The sequence below is a fragment of the Pseudomonas asgharzadehiana genome (assembly GCF_019139815.1).
GTDB lineage: Bacteria > Pseudomonadota > Gammaproteobacteria > Pseudomonadales > Pseudomonadaceae > Aquipseudomonas > Aquipseudomonas asgharzadehiana.
In genome coordinates, this window is sequence record NZ_CP077079.1 from 1,397,533 (window position 1) to 1,411,901 (window position 14,369).

General features: G+C 61.9%; 13 protein-coding genes. 6 read left to right on the forward strand and 7 right to left on the reverse strand.

Annotated features, from left to right (window positions below):
- Window positions 1-63: 63 nt before the first annotated feature.
- From KSS96_RS06300 to KSS96_RS06325, 6 genes are read left to right on the forward strand one after another with little or no spacing between them, the layout of a single operon-like run.
- Window positions 64-777, forward strand: a complete 714-nt coding sequence (locus KSS96_RS06300; protein ID WP_217855823.1) for an MtnX-like HAD-IB family phosphatase — start codon at window positions 64-66, stop codon at window positions 775-777.
- The gene (locus KSS96_RS06305; protein WP_017526332.1) at window positions 770-2,164 is read left to right on the forward strand and encodes an aspartate aminotransferase family protein; all 1,395 of its coding nucleotides are present in this window, start codon (window positions 770-772) and stop codon (window positions 2,162-2,164) included. Before KSS96_RS06300 ends, KSS96_RS06305 begins: the two co-directional genes overlap by 8 nt.
- Window positions 2,161-3,027 (forward strand): alpha/beta hydrolase, encoded by an 867-nt coding sequence (locus tag KSS96_RS06310; RefSeq protein ID WP_065877208.1) that lies wholly within the window; start codon window positions 2,161-2,163, stop codon window positions 3,025-3,027. Before KSS96_RS06305 ends, KSS96_RS06310 begins: the two co-directional genes overlap by 4 nt.
- 9 nt (window positions 3,028-3,036) lie before the next feature.
- Window positions 3,037-4,161, forward strand: a complete 1,125-nt coding sequence (locus KSS96_RS06315) for a GNAT family N-acetyltransferase (protein WP_065877207.1) — start codon at window positions 3,037-3,039, stop codon at window positions 4,159-4,161.
- Window positions 4,161-5,930 carry a sensor histidine kinase gene (locus KSS96_RS06320; protein ID WP_065877206.1) on the forward strand — a complete coding sequence of 590 codons (1,770 nt, stop codon included), beginning with the start codon at window positions 4,161-4,163 and terminating at the stop codon, window positions 5,928-5,930. The genes KSS96_RS06315 and KSS96_RS06320 overlap by 1 nt, the downstream gene beginning before the upstream one ends.
- Window positions 5,920-7,320 (forward strand): sigma-54-dependent transcriptional regulator, encoded by a 1,401-nt coding sequence (locus KSS96_RS06325; protein ID WP_017526336.1) that lies wholly within the window; start codon window positions 5,920-5,922, stop codon window positions 7,318-7,320. Before KSS96_RS06320 ends, KSS96_RS06325 begins: the two co-directional genes overlap by 11 nt.
- Before the next feature lie 30 nt (window positions 7,321-7,350).
- On the opposite strand, the gene KSS96_RS06330 is transcribed toward KSS96_RS06325, so the two are convergent.
- The 7 genes from KSS96_RS06330 to KSS96_RS06360 form a co-directional block, all read right to left on the reverse strand.
- On the reverse strand, window positions 7,351-7,689 hold the full coding sequence (locus KSS96_RS06330; RefSeq protein WP_017526337.1) for a GlpM family protein: 339 nt from the start codon (window positions 7,687-7,689) through the stop codon (window positions 7,351-7,353).
- Window positions 7,689-9,026, reverse strand: a complete 1,338-nt coding sequence (gene aauR, locus KSS96_RS06335; RefSeq protein WP_017526338.1) for a two-component response regulator AauR — start codon at window positions 9,024-9,026, stop codon at window positions 7,689-7,691. Before aauR ends, KSS96_RS06330 begins: the two co-directional genes overlap by 1 nt.
- Window positions 9,023-10,924 carry a two-component sensor histidine kinase AauS gene (gene aauS, locus KSS96_RS06340; protein ID WP_065877205.1) on the reverse strand — a complete coding sequence of 634 codons (1,902 nt, stop codon included), beginning with the start codon at window positions 10,922-10,924 and terminating at the stop codon, window positions 9,023-9,025. The genes aauR and aauS overlap by 4 nt, the downstream gene beginning before the upstream one ends.
- 169 nt (window positions 10,925-11,093) lie before the next feature.
- Window positions 11,094-11,828, reverse strand: a complete 735-nt coding sequence (locus KSS96_RS06345; protein WP_017526340.1) for an amino acid ABC transporter ATP-binding protein — start codon at window positions 11,826-11,828, stop codon at window positions 11,094-11,096.
- Window positions 11,825-12,496 (reverse strand): amino acid ABC transporter permease, encoded by a 672-nt coding sequence (locus KSS96_RS06350; RefSeq protein ID WP_017526341.1) that lies wholly within the window; start codon window positions 12,494-12,496, stop codon window positions 11,825-11,827. The genes KSS96_RS06345 and KSS96_RS06350 overlap by 4 nt, the downstream gene beginning before the upstream one ends.
- Entirely contained in the window at window positions 12,496-13,242 is a 747-nt protein-coding gene (locus KSS96_RS06355; RefSeq protein ID WP_017526342.1) for an amino acid ABC transporter permease, read from the reverse strand. The genes KSS96_RS06350 and KSS96_RS06355 overlap by 1 nt, the downstream gene beginning before the upstream one ends.
- A gap of 193 nt (window positions 13,243-13,435) precedes the next feature.
- Entirely contained in the window at window positions 13,436-14,362 is a 927-nt protein-coding gene (locus tag KSS96_RS06360; protein ID WP_065877204.1) for a glutamate/aspartate ABC transporter substrate-binding protein, read from the reverse strand.
- Window positions 14,363-14,369 lie beyond the last annotated feature (7 nt).

The following is a 14,369-nucleotide window of genomic DNA, read 5'->3' on the forward strand; positions in this document are numbered from 1 at the left end:
GGCACAATCCCTGCTCTAGCCCTGGTGCAAGCGCAGACAGCGCACTCCATCAAGGTAACCGCAATGATCGACTGGCATATCGTGTGCGACTTCGACGGGACCATCACCCCCTCCGACGTCATCGACAACGTCCTCCAACGCTTCGCCGGCCCCGAATGGGAAACCATCGAACAGCAATGGCTGGATGGGCACATCGGTTCACGCGAATGCCTGAGCCGCCAACTGGCGCTGATCAAGGCCACGCCCGCCGAGTTACTGGCCTATTTCGACAGCGTCGAGATCGACCCGGACTTTCCGGACTTCGTCGATCACGTGATCGGCCTGGGCGCGTCCCTCGAAGTGGTCAGCGATGGCATCGAGCAAGGCATCGCGCGGATTCTGTCGCGCAACTACGTGACCCTGCTGCCGATCCTCGCCAACCGCCTGCGCCAGGTTGATCAGAACAGCTGGCGCATCGACTTCCCCTATTCGAGCGATGCCTGCCGCGCGGCGTCGGGCAACTGCAAATGCAAGTCCACGCCGCGCAACAAACGCGTGCTGGTGATCGGCGACGGCAAGTCCGACATGTGCGTGGCCTCCACCGCCGACTTTGTGTTCGCCAAGGGCAGCCTCGCCGAGTACTGCATCGCCAACCGTATTCCCCATGCGCGCTTCGATTGCTTCGCCCAACTGCCTGCGCTGCTCGCGCAGCTGCCGCAAAGCGTCGCCGCCAATGCCACCGCCTTTACGACGGCTGACCTCTTTATTGAAAATCAGGAACTCTTGCACCATGTCTGATATCCGCATCGCCACCGCCGAAGACCAGATCCTTCTGGATAAAGAAGCCAAGTACTGCTCCTACGGCGACACCGTCCACTACATCGAGCCGCCGCGTATTTTCAGCCGTTGCGAAGGCTCCTACGTGTGGGACACCGAAGACCAGGCCTACCTCGACCTGCAAATGTGGTACTCGGCGGTCAACTTCGGCTACGCCAACCCGCGCCTGAACAATGCGCTGAAACAGCAGATCGACACCCTGCCGCAAATCGCCAGCCAGTACCTGCACAAGGGCAAGATCGAGCTGTCGGAAATGATCGCGGTGGACGCCAAGAACAAATTCGGCCTCGACGGTCGCGTGCATTTCAACGTCGGCGGTTCGCAGTCCATCGAGGACTCCCTGAAAGTGGTGCGCAACGCCACCAACGGCAAGAGCCTGATGTTCGCCTTCGAAGGCGGCTACCACGGGCGTACGCTGGGCGCCTCGTCGATCACCTCCAGCTACCGTTACCGTCGTCGCTACGGCCACTTTGGCGAACGCGCGCAGTTCATCCCGTTCCCGTACCACTTCCGTGGCCCCAAGGGCATGACGAAAGAAGAATACGGCAGCCACTGCGTGCAGCAATTCGCCCGCCTGTTCGAAACCGAATACAACGGCGTGTGGGACCCGAAAGTCGGCAGCAGCGAATACGCCGCCTTCTATGTGGAGCCGATCCAGGGCACCGGCGGCTACGTGATCCCACCGATGAACTTTTACCGCGAGCTCAAGCATGTGCTGGACCAGCACGGCATTTTGATGGTGTCCGATGAAATCCAGATGGGCTTCTACCGCACCGGCAAACTCTGGTCGATCGAGCACTTTGACGTACAACCGGATGTGATCGTGTTCGGCAAGGCGCTGACCAACGGGCTCAACCCGCTGGGTGGTATCTGGGCCCGTGAAGAGCTGATCAACCCGAAGATTTTCCCGCCGGGCTCCACCCATTCCACCTTCGCCTCCAACCCGCTGGGTACGGCGGTAGGCCTGGAAATGTTCAAGATGACCAACGAAGTCGACTACGGCGCGATGGTCATGGCCAAGGGCAAATTTTTCCTCGAAGGCCTGCAAGACCTGCAAAAACGCTTCCCGATCATCGGCGACGTCGACGGCCTGGGCCTGGCCCTGCGCTGCGAAATCTGCGCGCCGGATGGTTTCACGCCGGACAAGGCGACCCTGGACTACATGGTCGAAGAAGGCATGAAGGGCGACATGCTGGTGGATGGCCAGAAACTCGGCCTGATCCTCGACGTGGGCGGTTACTACAAAAACGTGATCACCCTGGCGCCGTCCCTGGAAATCAGCTACCCGGAAATCGAACTGGGCCTGAAGCTGCTGGAGCAACTGCTGGTGCGAGCGACCCACCGGTGAACAGCGCAGGGATCGACCTCGGCGAAGGGGATGCCGGCTTCGTTCTCGGTGCCGGGCCGGTCGGGATCCTGTTGATCCACGGCCTGACCGGCACGCCGACCGAACTGCGCCAGGTCGCCAAGGGCCTGGCCAGGGCGGGCAATTGCACGGTGTACGTGCCCACCCTGGCCGGGCACTGCGGTGACAACAGCGACCTGCAGGCCACCGGCTGGCGGGACTGGTACGAAGGCGTGCGCAAGACCTTCGTGCAGATCAAGCGGCGCCACGCGCAGGTGTTTGTCGGTGGTTTGTCCATGGGCGCGGTGATGTCGATGTACCTGGCCTCCGAGCATCCGGGCCAGGTCGCCGGCTTGCTGATGTACTCCACTACGTTGAAGTACGACGGTTGGAGCATCAGCAAAATGGCGTTTATCACGCCGTTGCTGATCCGCATTCCCTTCGGTGTGCGCCTGTTCCGCTTCACCGAGAAGCCCCCGTACGGCATCAAGAATGAACGGCTGCGGGCGATCGTCGAACGGCAGATGAAGGAGGGCGAGAGCAGCGAAGCGGGGTTGTTGACCATGGAAGGCGTCACCGTGCGCGAGTTGCACTGGATGAACGCGGTGGTCAAGAAACGCATGCCCGGCATCCAGGTTCCGGCCCTGGTGCTGCACTCCATCGAGGACGACATCACCAGCCGCTGGAACGCCGACTACGTGGAGCGCCACCTCGGCGGGCCGGTGACCAAGATCCTGTTGGATAACTGCTACCACATGATCACCGTCGACCTGCAATACCGGCGGGTGATTGAGTTGAGTGCGGAGTTTATCGAGCGGAACACAAGCTCCCACAGCCTGCACACCGTTGATTGCCGCTCGGCATAAGGGAAATACGTGATCACCACCCAAGCCTTCCCGACCATCCGGGCCCTCCAGCGCAGTGCCTGGAACGATTGCTTCCCGGGTGCCCTGGAGGACTGGGACTATTACGTCGCCGTGGAAAACGCCGCCATCGAGGATTTCCAATGGCGTTACCTGGCGGTTTACCAAGACGGGACCCTGGTGGCGGTCGCGCCCGCGTTCATCACGCATTACCGCCTCGACACCACGGTGTCCGGCGCCGGCAAGCGCTTGACCGACCGCCTGGAGCGCCTGTGGCCGGGTGTTTTGCAATTGGGGCTGTACGCCATCGGCTCGCCGGTGGCCGAGCGCTGCGATGCCGGGTTCGCCAGCCACGTGCCCGCGGCGCGGCGTGCGCTGTTGCTCCGGCATGTGCTGGAGGCCGCGCGCCACGATGCCGATGACTTCGGTATCGGCCTGCTGGCGGTCAAGGACGCGCCGAGCAACGACCCGCACTGGGTCGACAGTTGCCGTGCCAACGGTTTCCAGACGATGCCGAGTTTGCCCACGGGCGTATTGCCGTTGCCCTATGGTTCGGTGGACGCCTACCTCGGCTCGCTGGGCAAATCCACACGCAAGGACCTGCGCCGCAAACTGCGCGCGCCCGGCCCACGGGTAGAGTGGCGGCGCACTATCGACGATGTGCTGCCCGAGGTCATGCGCCTGTACGAAGCCACCCTGAGCCGCGCCGAGTTGCAGTTCGAACGCTTGCCCGCCAGCTATTTCACCGGCGTGCTTGAGCGCCTTGGGTCGCGCGCGGTGTGTGCGCTTTACTGGGTGGATGAGCACTTGGTGGCGTTCAACCTGATGCTGGTGGACGAACAGCGGCTGGTCGACAAGTTTTTCGGGCATGACGTGGAGGCCACTCGCGACTACAACCTGTACTTGCGCAGTTGGCTGACCAACGTCGACTACTGTATTCAACACAATATTGCGCTGTACGAGTGCGGCCAGGCCGGGTATGCCAGTAAGCTGCGCCTGGGCTGCGGGTTCCGGGGCAACAGCTTGTTCTTTCGCCATCGCAACCGGCTGGTCAACGGCCTGCTCAAGCTTGTAAAACTGTTCATTCGACCGGATCGTTCCGACCCTGCCATGGCTGCTGCGATAAGCGAAACCTGATGATCACCAAGACCCGCCAGAAAGCCCGCCCTTTTGCCATTTCGCGCTGGAGTGTCCAGCGCAAGCTGGTGCTGGCGTTCTGGTTGGTGAGTGTGGTTCCCACCATGATCGCGGCGGAGCTGGCCGCCACTACGCTGTCGCAGATCTTCGACAGTAACGTGCGCATCTGGCTGCAGGAGTCGACCAAGATCGTCAAGGACGAGATCGGAGACATCCTTCACGACAACGCGCGCATGGCCAAGCTGTTCTTGCGCTACACCAGTGCGCCGGATAACCGCCAAGCCGTCCGGCACGACCGGCTGACGGCCGACATTGCCGATGCCACGGATATCGACGTGGTGGCGCTGATTCGCGCCAGTGATCACAAAGTGGTCTTTACCACCGCCGCCGATGACATCGTGCAGCAGATCAGCCTGGCCAAGAACACGGTGCTGCAAACGGTCAAGGTGGGCGGGGCCACCACCGGTATTGTGGTCTCCACCTTCGAGACCAGCCGGGACGGCGTCGACTATCTGTTGCTGGTCGGTACCTACCTGGACAGCAGTTTCCTCACCAGTGTTGCCGATGTGCATTCCCTCGACCTGCGCCTGTACCTGGCCAACCCGGACGGGTTCACGGAAATCTTTTCGACCCAGCGCTTCGAGGACCACCCCGCGCGCATCCCCAAGAATGTCGAAACCGCCATGCGCGCCACGCGCCAGCCCAGCGAGCAGTTCACCAATAACTACAGCGGCTTGTACTGGCCGATCTTCAACGATGCCGGCGACTTGCAAGGCGTGATCTTCAGCGGCCTGCTGCGCCACAGCAGCCTGGTGGGGCTGGTCAACCAGAGCAACCTGTTCGTGCTGATTTTCCTGGTCAGCTCGGCGCTGTCGCTGGCGGCGGGGGTGCTGGTGTCGCGACGCCTGACCCGGCCTTTGCGAGATTTGTCCCAAGGCGTGGGGGCGGTGATCTCCGGCAACTACACGCACCGCGTGGCGGTCAGCGGCGGCGACGAGCTGGCGCAATTGAGCAGCACCTTCAACCATATGACCGAGCGCCTGGGGGAGTTGCATTACCTCGAAGCCCAACTGCGCCGACGTGACCGCCTGCATGCGCTGGGTGAAGTCGCCATGGGCCTGGCCCACGAAATCCGCAACCCCCTGGGCATCATCAAGACCGCCACCCAGTTGTTGCACCGCCGCGCCGACCTGCCGGACACCGACAAACGCCACCTGGAATATGTGGTCAGCGAAGTCAGCCGCATCAACGACCTGATCACCGAATTCCTCGATTTCGCCAAGCCCAACCCACCCTTGCGCGTGGTGCAGCCGGCGCGCCCTCTGGTGGAGGAGATCCTCGGCTTCTGTGCGCCGGAGCTGGCGACGCATAACATCGATGCGCAGGTCGACGACCAGGCGCCGGGGGCGATGATGTATGCCGACGCCAAGCAACTCAAACAGGCCTGCCTCAACCTGATTCTCAACGCGATTGATGCGATGCCCGATGGCGGGCGCCTGACGGTGGGGATTCGTACGGTCGGCGACAACACGGTCATCAGCATTGCCGATTCCGGCCAGGGCATTGCGCCCGACATGATCGAGCGCATCTTCACGCCCTTCGTCACCACCAAGGCCTCGGGCACGGGGTTGGGGCTGGCCAAGGTCTATTCGATCATGGAAAGTCACGACGGCAGCATCGAATGCACCAGCGAGAAAGATGCCGGCGCCACGTTCAGCCTGTACATTCCGGCGATGGGCGAAGACGACGAGGACACACATGACGCATAACATTCTGGTAGTCGATGACGAACCCAAGCTGTGCGACCTGCTGGCATCGGCCCTGGGCCAGAACGGCATCCAGGTGTTTATCGCCGGCAACGGCCTGCACGCGCTCAAGGTGCTGGAGCAGGAAGCCATCGACCTGGTGATCAGCGACTGGCGCATGCCAGGCATGGACGGCCCGGCGCTGCTGGCCGAGATCAAAGTGCGCTACCCCCATGTGCCGGTGATCGTGATGACCGCCTACAGCACCGTCAAGAACGCCGTGCAGTCGATGCGTAACGGCGCCTATGACTACATCGCCAAGCCGTTCGATATCGACGAGCTGGACATCACCGTGGCCAAGGCCCTGCAATTTCGCGACATCCTGCGCGACAACGCCCGCCTGCGCGCCGAATTGGACGAACACGCACAGTTCGACAGCCTGGTGGGCGATAGCCCGGCGTTTCGCAAGGTGCTGCACGCGGTGGACTCGGTGCGCGACAGCAGCGCCACCATCTTGCTGACCGGCGAAAGCGGCACCGGCAAGGAAATGGTCGCCCGGGCTATCCATAAGCATGGCTGCCGCGCCGACCAGCCCTTTGTCGCCGTCAACTGCGCGGCGATCCCCGAAGGCCTGCTGGAAAGCGAGATGTTCGGCCATCGCAAGGGCGCGTTTACCGGCGCCGTGGCTGATCGGGTAGGGCGCTTTATGCAGGCCGACAAGGGCACGCTGTTTCTTGACGAGGTCGGTGACATGCCACTGGCGTTGCAAGCCAAGATCCTGCGTGCCTTGCAGGAGCGAGTGATCGAGCCGGTGGGCGACCCGCGCGAGCGCAAGGTGGATGTGCGGGTGATCGCCGCCACCAACAAGAATTTGCTGGATGCGGTGGCCAACAAGGAGTTTCGCGAAGACCTGTATTACCGCCTCAATGTGTTCCCGATCCCATTGCCGGCCTTGCGCGAACGCGTGGAAGACATCGCGCCGCTGGCCCGGCATTTCGCCCAGACCCTCAGCGCCACCGCCGGCAAACGCATCACCGGTTTCAGCGCCGAGGCGTTGCAGGCCATGGCGGCGTACCACTGGCCGGGCAATATCCGCGAGCTGCAAAACTGCGTGGAACGCGCAACCATTGTGGCGGCATCACCGCTCATCGAGGATATCGACTTGCCGGGTTACCTGTTTGCATCCAAGCCGAGCGGGGCGGGCGGTGTTGCGGCGGTGTTGAGCGACGGGCCGGGGATCCCCCAAGACCTGGACGCGGCGCTGGCGGAGGTGGAGAAGGCCTATATTCTGGCGGCATTGCACGAGAGCAACGGCGTGCAGGCCGCGGCGGCGGCGAAGATCGGAATTTCGGAGAGGAGCTTCTGGTATCGCTTGAAAAAGCTCGGTATCCAGGTGGACAAGATCGTTCGCTGACATAACCGGGATAGCAATGTGGGAGTTGGGTCAGGTATGGACGCGTACCCAGATACTCACCAGGATCGTTGCGGCCATCAGCCACGCAACGGCTGCGACCGCTAAAGAGGCCTCCAGCCGCATTCGGTCCACCATCACATACAGCGTCGCCAGGTATACGAAGTACGGAATGATCGACCACATCCCAAACAGGATGGTGGTCTTCAGGTCTTCCACCGAACGGCCCTTGCCGACGATGTAATGGGCGATCAGCGCAAAGGTGGGAAACAGCGGCACCAACCCCGCGATGTAGTAGTTCCGGGTTTTGGCCAGTGCGGCCAGGATCAGCACCACCGCCGCGCCAAGGGCGGCTTTCAAAAACAGATCCATCAGTGACTCAACCCATATTTTTTGACTTTGTCGAACAGGGTGGTCTTGGCCATCCCCAGCTCCTGGCTGGCTTGGGTCAAGTTGCCGCCGCTGCGTTGCAGGGCGTCGCTGAGCAGGTTGCGTTCGAAGGCTTCCACCGCTTCGGTAAAGGCCAGGCCGTGGCCGGTGCTGCCGGCGCCGCTTTTTTTGAAAGCGGGCAGGCCCAGGGCGAAACGCTCGGCGACGTTGCGCAGTTCACGCACATTGCCGGGCCAGTCGTGGCTCATCAGGCTGGACAGGGTCTGGTTGTCCAGCTCCGGCGCGGTGCGGTCGAAGCGCAGGGATGACTGCTGCAGGAAGTGTTCGAACAGCTGCAGGATATCTTCGCGGCGTTCGCGCAGCGGCGGCAGTTCCAGGGTTACCACGTTGAGGCGGTAGTACAGGTCGCTGCGGAACTGGCTGGCGCGGCTCAGCTCGTCGAGGTCGGACTTGGTGGCGGCGATCACCCGGCAATCCACCGCCACGCTCTGGTTGGAGCCCAGGCGTTCCAAGGTGCGTTCCTGCAACACCCGCAGCAATTTGATCTGCAGGTTGATCGGCATGCTTTCCACTTCATCAAGGAACAGCGTGCCTTCGTGGGCGTGTTCGATCTTGCCGATACGCCGCTTGCCCGCGCCGGTGAAGGCGTTGGCTTCGTGGCCGAAAATCTCGCTTTCGAAGAGGTTCTCCGGCAGGCCGCCGCAGTTGAGTGCAACGAACTGGTGGGCATGGCGCCGACTGAAATCATGCAAGCAACGGGCGACCAGTTCCTTGCCGGTGCCGGTCTCACCTTCGATCAGCACGTTGGCCGAGGTGTCGGCGACGTTGGCGATCAGTTCGCGCAGGTTCTGCATGGCCGGGGAGCGGCCGATGATGCGGCCTTCGAGGGAGTCGCGCTCGGCCAACTGGCGGCGCAGCGACCAGACTTCCCGCGCCAGCCCGCGTTGTTCCAGGGCGCGGCGGGCGACGTCGACCAGGCGTTCGGGGGAGAAGGGTTTTTCCATGAAATCGTAGGCGCCGTTGCGCATGGCGCCAACGGCCATGGAGATATCGCCATGCCCGGTGATCAACACCACCGGCAGGCTTTTATCCAGGGCCTTGAGGCGGGTGAGCAGTTCCAGGCCATCGATGCCCGGCAGGCGAATGTCGCTGATCACGATGCCCGCGAAGTTCTCGCCGACGCGTTTGAGCGCCTCTTCGGCGCTGCCCACGCCCACGCTGGGGATATCTTCCAGTGCCAGGGCCTGCTGGCAGCCGAGCAGCACATGGGGGTCGTCTTCGACGATCAGCACGGTGAGGTCTTGAGGATCAATATTCATGTCGACTCAGCTGGTTGAGCGCCCGCCAATGGCAGGCTCAGGACAAAGGCAGTACCACCACTGGCCGGGTGTTCCACGGCAAGGTTACCGCCGGTGGCCGCCGCAAGGCTGGCGGACAGCGTAAGGCCCAGGCCCAGGCCTTGCTCGCCGGGCTTGGTGGTGAAGAACGGTTCGAACAAATGCTTGCGCGCTTCGGGGGGGATGCCGTGGCCGTTGTCGCGCACATGCAGGCGGTATTTGCCCTCGCTGCTGCTGCCCTCCAGCCACAGTTCGGGCGCCGGTTGCGCCTGCATGGCGTCGAGGGCGTTGCCGATCAGGTTGACCAGGATCTGCTCCAGGCGCGTCTGGTCAATCTGCAATTGGGCGTTGGCGAAGTCGCGGTGCAGGGTCAGCGGCAGGCCGTCCAAGCGCGCGCCGAGCACCTGGAACGCGGCATCCACCGCTTTGGCGAGGCTGGCCTCGCCCTGGTCGTCACCGCGCCGGGCAAAGGAGCGCAGGCTGGCGGTGATGCGGCCCATGCGGTCGATCAGTTCGTTGATGGTCTTGAGGTTCGCGGTGGCCGTGTCCAGAGCGCCGCGCTCGAGGAAACGCACGGTGTTTCCGGACAAGGTGCGCAGCGCGGCCAACGGCTGGTTCAGCTCATGGGCGATGCTGGTGGACATCTGGCCGATGGCTGCGAGCTTGCCGGCCTGCACCAGTTCGTCCTGGGCGCGGCGCAGGGTTTCTTCGGCCTGGCGCCGTTCGCGTATCTGGCCCTTGAGCCGTTCGTTGCTGGCGCGCAGGTCGGCGGTGCGTTCGGTAATCCGTCGCTCCAGTTGGCTGTTGGCTTCCTGCAGGGCTTCGCGCGCGGCGAGACGGGTGGCGATGACTTTGCGCCGCTCGTTCCAGGCGATCAGCAACAACGCCACCAGGCCGAACGCCACGGCCACCAGGATGCCCTGGTTGATGGCCGCGCGGCGCAGCTCGTTGAGCGGGGTGAGCAGGGTGAAATTCCACGGTGTGTCGTTGAGCGGGCGGGTTTGCGCCAGGTAGCTGACGGCTTGCTCGTCGTTGACCACTTCGCTGTTGGCCGGGAAGGTCAGTTTCTCGGTGCCTTCGTTGAGCCGCTCGCGGGCCAATGGCTCCAGTTCGTTCAACGTGGCCCAGTAATATTGCAGGCTGTGGGCCAGACGGTCCTTGGTCTCATCGCTCAGCGGTCGCACCGCCTTGAGCCGGCGGGCCGGGTCGCTGGAGAGGATGATGATGCCGTTCTCGTCGCTCACGAAGGCTTCGAGGCGCGCGCGCTGCCAGCGTTCTTCCAGGGCTTCGAGGCGCACTTTGACGACAGCGACGCCGATGATCTTGCCGTGTTCTTCCAGGCCATGGGCCAGGTAATAGCCAGGTTCGCCATTGGTGCTGCCGATGCCGTAAAAGCGTCCGGGCCTGCCGCGTACGGCGTTCTGGAAATAGGCGCGAAAGGACAGGTCTTCGCCCTGATAACTGTCGGCGTCGCGCCAGTTACTGGTGGCCAGTACGCGCCCGGTGGTGTCCATTACGTAGATGGCCCGGCTGCGGCTGCGCCGGTTCAGGCCTTCAAGGTAATCATTAACGGTTTGCCGGGTTTCCTGGTTGGGGTCGGCCAGTAGCGTGGAGACGCTGGACTCCAATTCCAACAGGCTGGGCAGGTAGGTGTATTTGCTGATTTCGCTCTCGACGGTGCGGGCGTGCAGCTCCAACTGGCGTTCGCCATTGTCGCTGAGGGCGCGGATGCCGTAGTACTCGCTGACGCAGAAGCCGATATAACCCAGGCCGATCATCAGCGCGAGGATCAACGGCGGCAGGAACAGTTGGCGGATCAGACGAGGTTTCACGGCAAGTGATGGCGGTGCGGCGCGAAATTGGTTGGGGTCGCATTTCATCACAGATGCCTTGGGTCAACCAGAGCTGCCATCCTGCGCGGTCCAGTGTGGGAGGGGGGCTTGCCCCCGATAGCAGTGTGTCAGTCGCAACATCTGTTACTGATCCACCGCTATCGGGGGCAAGCCCCCTCCCACATTGGCCCTGTTTCGGCAGGGGGAAGCTGTGGGCTTAGTGCTGCAGGATTTTTTCAAGGAAGTGCTGCGCGCGCTCGGAGCGGGCGCTGATGTCGCCGAAGAACTCTTCTTTCGGGCAGTCTTCGATGATCTTGCCGGCGTCCATGAAGATCACGCGGTCGGCCACTTTGCGGGCAAAGCCCATTTCGTGGGTCACGCACATCATGGTCATGCCTTCCTGGGCCAGTTGCACCATCACGTCCAGTACTTCGTTGACCATTTCCGGGTCCAGGGCCGAGGTCGGTTCGTCGAACAGCATGACGATCGGGTCCATGGCCAGGGCGCGGGCGATAGCCACACGTTGCTGCTGGCCGCCGGAGAGCTGGCCAGGATGCTTGTGGGCGTGTGCCGAGAGGCCCACGCGCTCAAGCAGTTGCAGGCCTTTCTTGGTGGCTTCTTCCTTGCTGCGGCCAAGCACCTTGATCTGCGCGATGGTCAGGTTTTCAGTGATGGTCAGGTGCGGGAACAGTTCGAAGTGCTGGAACACCATGCCCACGCGTGAACGCAGTTTCGGCAGGTTGGTCTTCGGGTCGGCGATAGAGGTGCCGTCGACCACGATGTCGCCCTTCTGGAACGGTTCCAGCGCGTTGACGCACTTGATCAGGGTGGATTTGCCCGAACCCGACGGCCCGCACACCACGATCACTTCGCCTTTTTTGACATCAGTGCTGCAATCGGTCAGCACCTGGAAGTCGCCATACCACTTGTTGATGTTCTTGATAGAGATCATACGGCAAACCTTTTTTGCAGACGCTTGACCAGCAGCGAGGCGGAAAAGCTGATGATGAAGTAGACAACACCGGCGAAGATCAGGAACTCATTGGAACGGCCGATGATGTCGCCGTTGGAGCGGGCGGAGTTGAGGAAGTCCACCAGGCCCACGGTGTAGACCAGCGAGGTGTCCTGGAACAGGATGATGCTCTGTTGCAACAGCAACGGGGTCATCTTGCGGAACGCCTGGGGCAGGATGATCAGGCGCATGGTCTGGCCATAGGTCATGCCCATCGCCTGTGCCGCCGCCATCTGGCCCTTGGGGATCGACTGCACGCCGGCCCGCACGATTTCGCAGAAGTACGCGGCTTCGAACATCATGAAGGCCACGACGCAGGAGGTGAACGCACCGATCGGGGTATCTTCGCCGGTGATCCAGCGCAGCACGAACGGCACCGCCAGGTAGAACCAGGTGATCACCAGCAGCAGCGGGATCGAGCGGAAGTAGTTCACATAGGCGCCGGCCACGCGCGACAGCAGTTTGCTGGACGACAGGCGCATCAGGGCGAGGATCGTGCCCAGGATGATGCCGCCGACCACGCCCATGACCATCAGCTTCAAGGTCATGACCATGCCGTTCCACAGGCCTGGGATAGCGGGGATGATGCCGCTGAAATCGAATTCCATTATTTACCCCCCACGGAGATCAGGCCGGGCACCGCCACTTTCTTCTCGACCAGGCGCATCAGCAGCATCAGGCTCATGTTCAAGGTGAAGTAGATCAGCGTGGCCAGGGTGAAGGCTTCAAACAGGTTGGCCGAGAACTCGGCGGTCTGCTTGGTTTGCGCCAGCAATTCCATCAAGCCGATCAAGGACGCCACGGAGGAGTTCTTGAACACGTTGAGAAATTCCGAGGTGAGCGGCGGAATGATGATGCGGTAGGCCTGGGGCAGCAGCACGTTCCAGTAAATCTGCGGCAGCTTGAAGCCCATGGCGCGCGCGGCGGATTCCTGGCCGCGTGGCAGCGCCTGGATACCGGTACGCACTTGCTCGCACACGCGGGCGGCGGTGAAGAGGCCCAGGCACACGACGACGCTCAGGTAGGCCGAGGTGGTCGGGTTGAGGTCTTGTTTGTACCAGTCCTGCAGGTTCTGCGGCAGCAGGTCGGGTATCAGGAAATACCAGATGAACAGCTGAACCAGCAGCGGCACGTTGCGAAACAGTTCCACGTAGCAGGTCGCGATGCCCGATACGATGCGGTTTGGCACCGTGCGCATGACCCCCAGAATGGAGCCCAGCAGCAAGGCGATAATCCATGCCACGACGGCGATGGCGATGGTCCAGCCCAGCCCGGAGATGTACCAGTCGAGATAAGTCTCGCTGCCCACGCCGGTGGACTTGAAGAACACGCCCCAGTCCCAGTTGTAATTCATTAGGGTCTCCCCCGAAATCGATCGATGTACAAGCACCCGCTTGGGGAAAATCCGTTCCCACCCGGCGATGAACGCCAGGCACACACGATCGGCTCGAAAACCGCCAGGTCGAGTGTTCCAAGTTATAGCCAGCAGGTAGTAACAGACACCTGAGGGAGGGTTGGCTCCCTCAGGGGATAAGGTTAGTCAGGAATCAGATTTTTACGTCAGGCGCCGGCTTGTCGGTCGGGTTCTTGATCAGTTCCTTGACCTTGTCGCTCATCGGGAAGTTGAGGTTCAGGCCTTTTGGTGGGATCGCGCTTTCGAACCACTTGGCGTAGATCTTGTTGATCTCGCCGGACTTGTACAGGCCGGCGATGGCGTCGTCGACTGCCTTCTTGAAGGCCGGGTCGTCTTTGCGAACCATGCACGCATAGGCTTCGAAGGACTGTGGAGTACCGGTGATCACCCATTCATCCGGCTTCTTGGCCTTGGCTTCTTCACCCGCCAACAGCGCGTCATCCATCATGAACGCGACAGCGCGGCCGCTTTCGAGCATCTGGAAGGATTCGCCGTGGTCTTTGGCGGAGATGACGTTCATGCCCATCTGCTTGTCGGCGTTCATCGCCTTGATGATACGCTCGGACGTGGTACCGGCGGTGGTCACGACGTTCTTGCCTTTGAGGTCGGCGAAGTCGGCGTAGCTTGGCTTGCCGTCTTTATCTTTTTTGACCAGCAGACGGGTGCCGATTTCGAAGATGTTGGTGGTGAAGGCGACTTGTTGAGCGCGTTCAGCGTTGTTGGTGGTGGAACCGCACTCGATGTCGACAGTGCCGTTTTGAACCAACGGAATACGGGTCTGCGAGGTGACCAGGTTGTACTTGGCCTGCAGATCGGGTTTGTTCAGGTCTTTTTTCAGGGCTTCAACGATGGCCAGCTGAATGTCGTGGGAGTAGCCCACCGGTTTGCCCGAACCATCCGCGATGTAGGAAAACGGAATGGAACTGTCGCGGTGACCGAGGGTGATGGTGCCGGAGTCGTTGATTTTCTTCAGTGTGCCGGTGAGTTCGGCTGCAAAAACTGGAGTGCTGATCAGAGCGGCAGCGATAGCTGCGCCCAGGATATGGGGAACGATGCGCATCAATACT

What these genes read in the sequence shown, in the direction of transcription:
- KSS96_RS06300 (WP_217855823.1), top strand. Translation starts at nt 64, where the DNA reads ATGATCGACTGGCATATCGTGTGCGACTTCGACGGGACCATCACCCCC.
- KSS96_RS06305 (WP_017526332.1), top strand. Translation starts at nt 770, where the DNA reads ATGTCTGATATCCGCATCGCCACCGCCGAAGACCAGATCCTTCTGGAT.
- KSS96_RS06320 (WP_065877206.1), top strand. Translation starts at nt 4,161, where the DNA reads ATGATCACCAAGACCCGCCAGAAAGCCCGCCCTTTTGCCATTTCGCGC.
- KSS96_RS06325 (WP_017526336.1), top strand. Translation starts at nt 5,920, where the DNA reads ATGACGCATAACATTCTGGTAGTCGATGACGAACCCAAGCTGTGCGAC.
- KSS96_RS06330 (WP_017526337.1), bottom strand. Translation starts at nt 7,689, where the DNA reads ATGGATCTGTTTTTGAAAGCCGCCCTTGGCGCGGCGGTGGTGCTGATC.
- aauR (WP_017526338.1), bottom strand. Translation starts at nt 9,026, where the DNA reads ATGAATATTGATCCTCAAGACCTCACCGTGCTGATCGTCGAAGACGAC.
- aauS (WP_065877205.1), bottom strand. Translation starts at nt 10,924, where the DNA reads ATGAAATGCGACCCCAACCAATTTCGCGCCGCACCGCCATCACTTGCC.
- KSS96_RS06345 (WP_017526340.1), bottom strand. Translation starts at nt 11,828, where the DNA reads ATGATCTCTATCAAGAACATCAACAAGTGGTATGGCGACTTCCAGGTG.
- KSS96_RS06350 (WP_017526341.1), bottom strand. Translation starts at nt 12,496, where the DNA reads ATGGAATTCGATTTCAGCGGCATCATCCCCGCTATCCCAGGCCTGTGG.
- KSS96_RS06355 (WP_017526342.1), bottom strand. Translation starts at nt 13,242, where the DNA reads ATGAATTACAACTGGGACTGGGGCGTGTTCTTCAAGTCCACCGGCGTG.
- KSS96_RS06360 (WP_065877204.1), bottom strand. Translation starts at nt 14,362, where the DNA reads ATGCGCATCGTTCCCCATATCCTGGGCGCAGCTATCGCTGCCGCTCTG.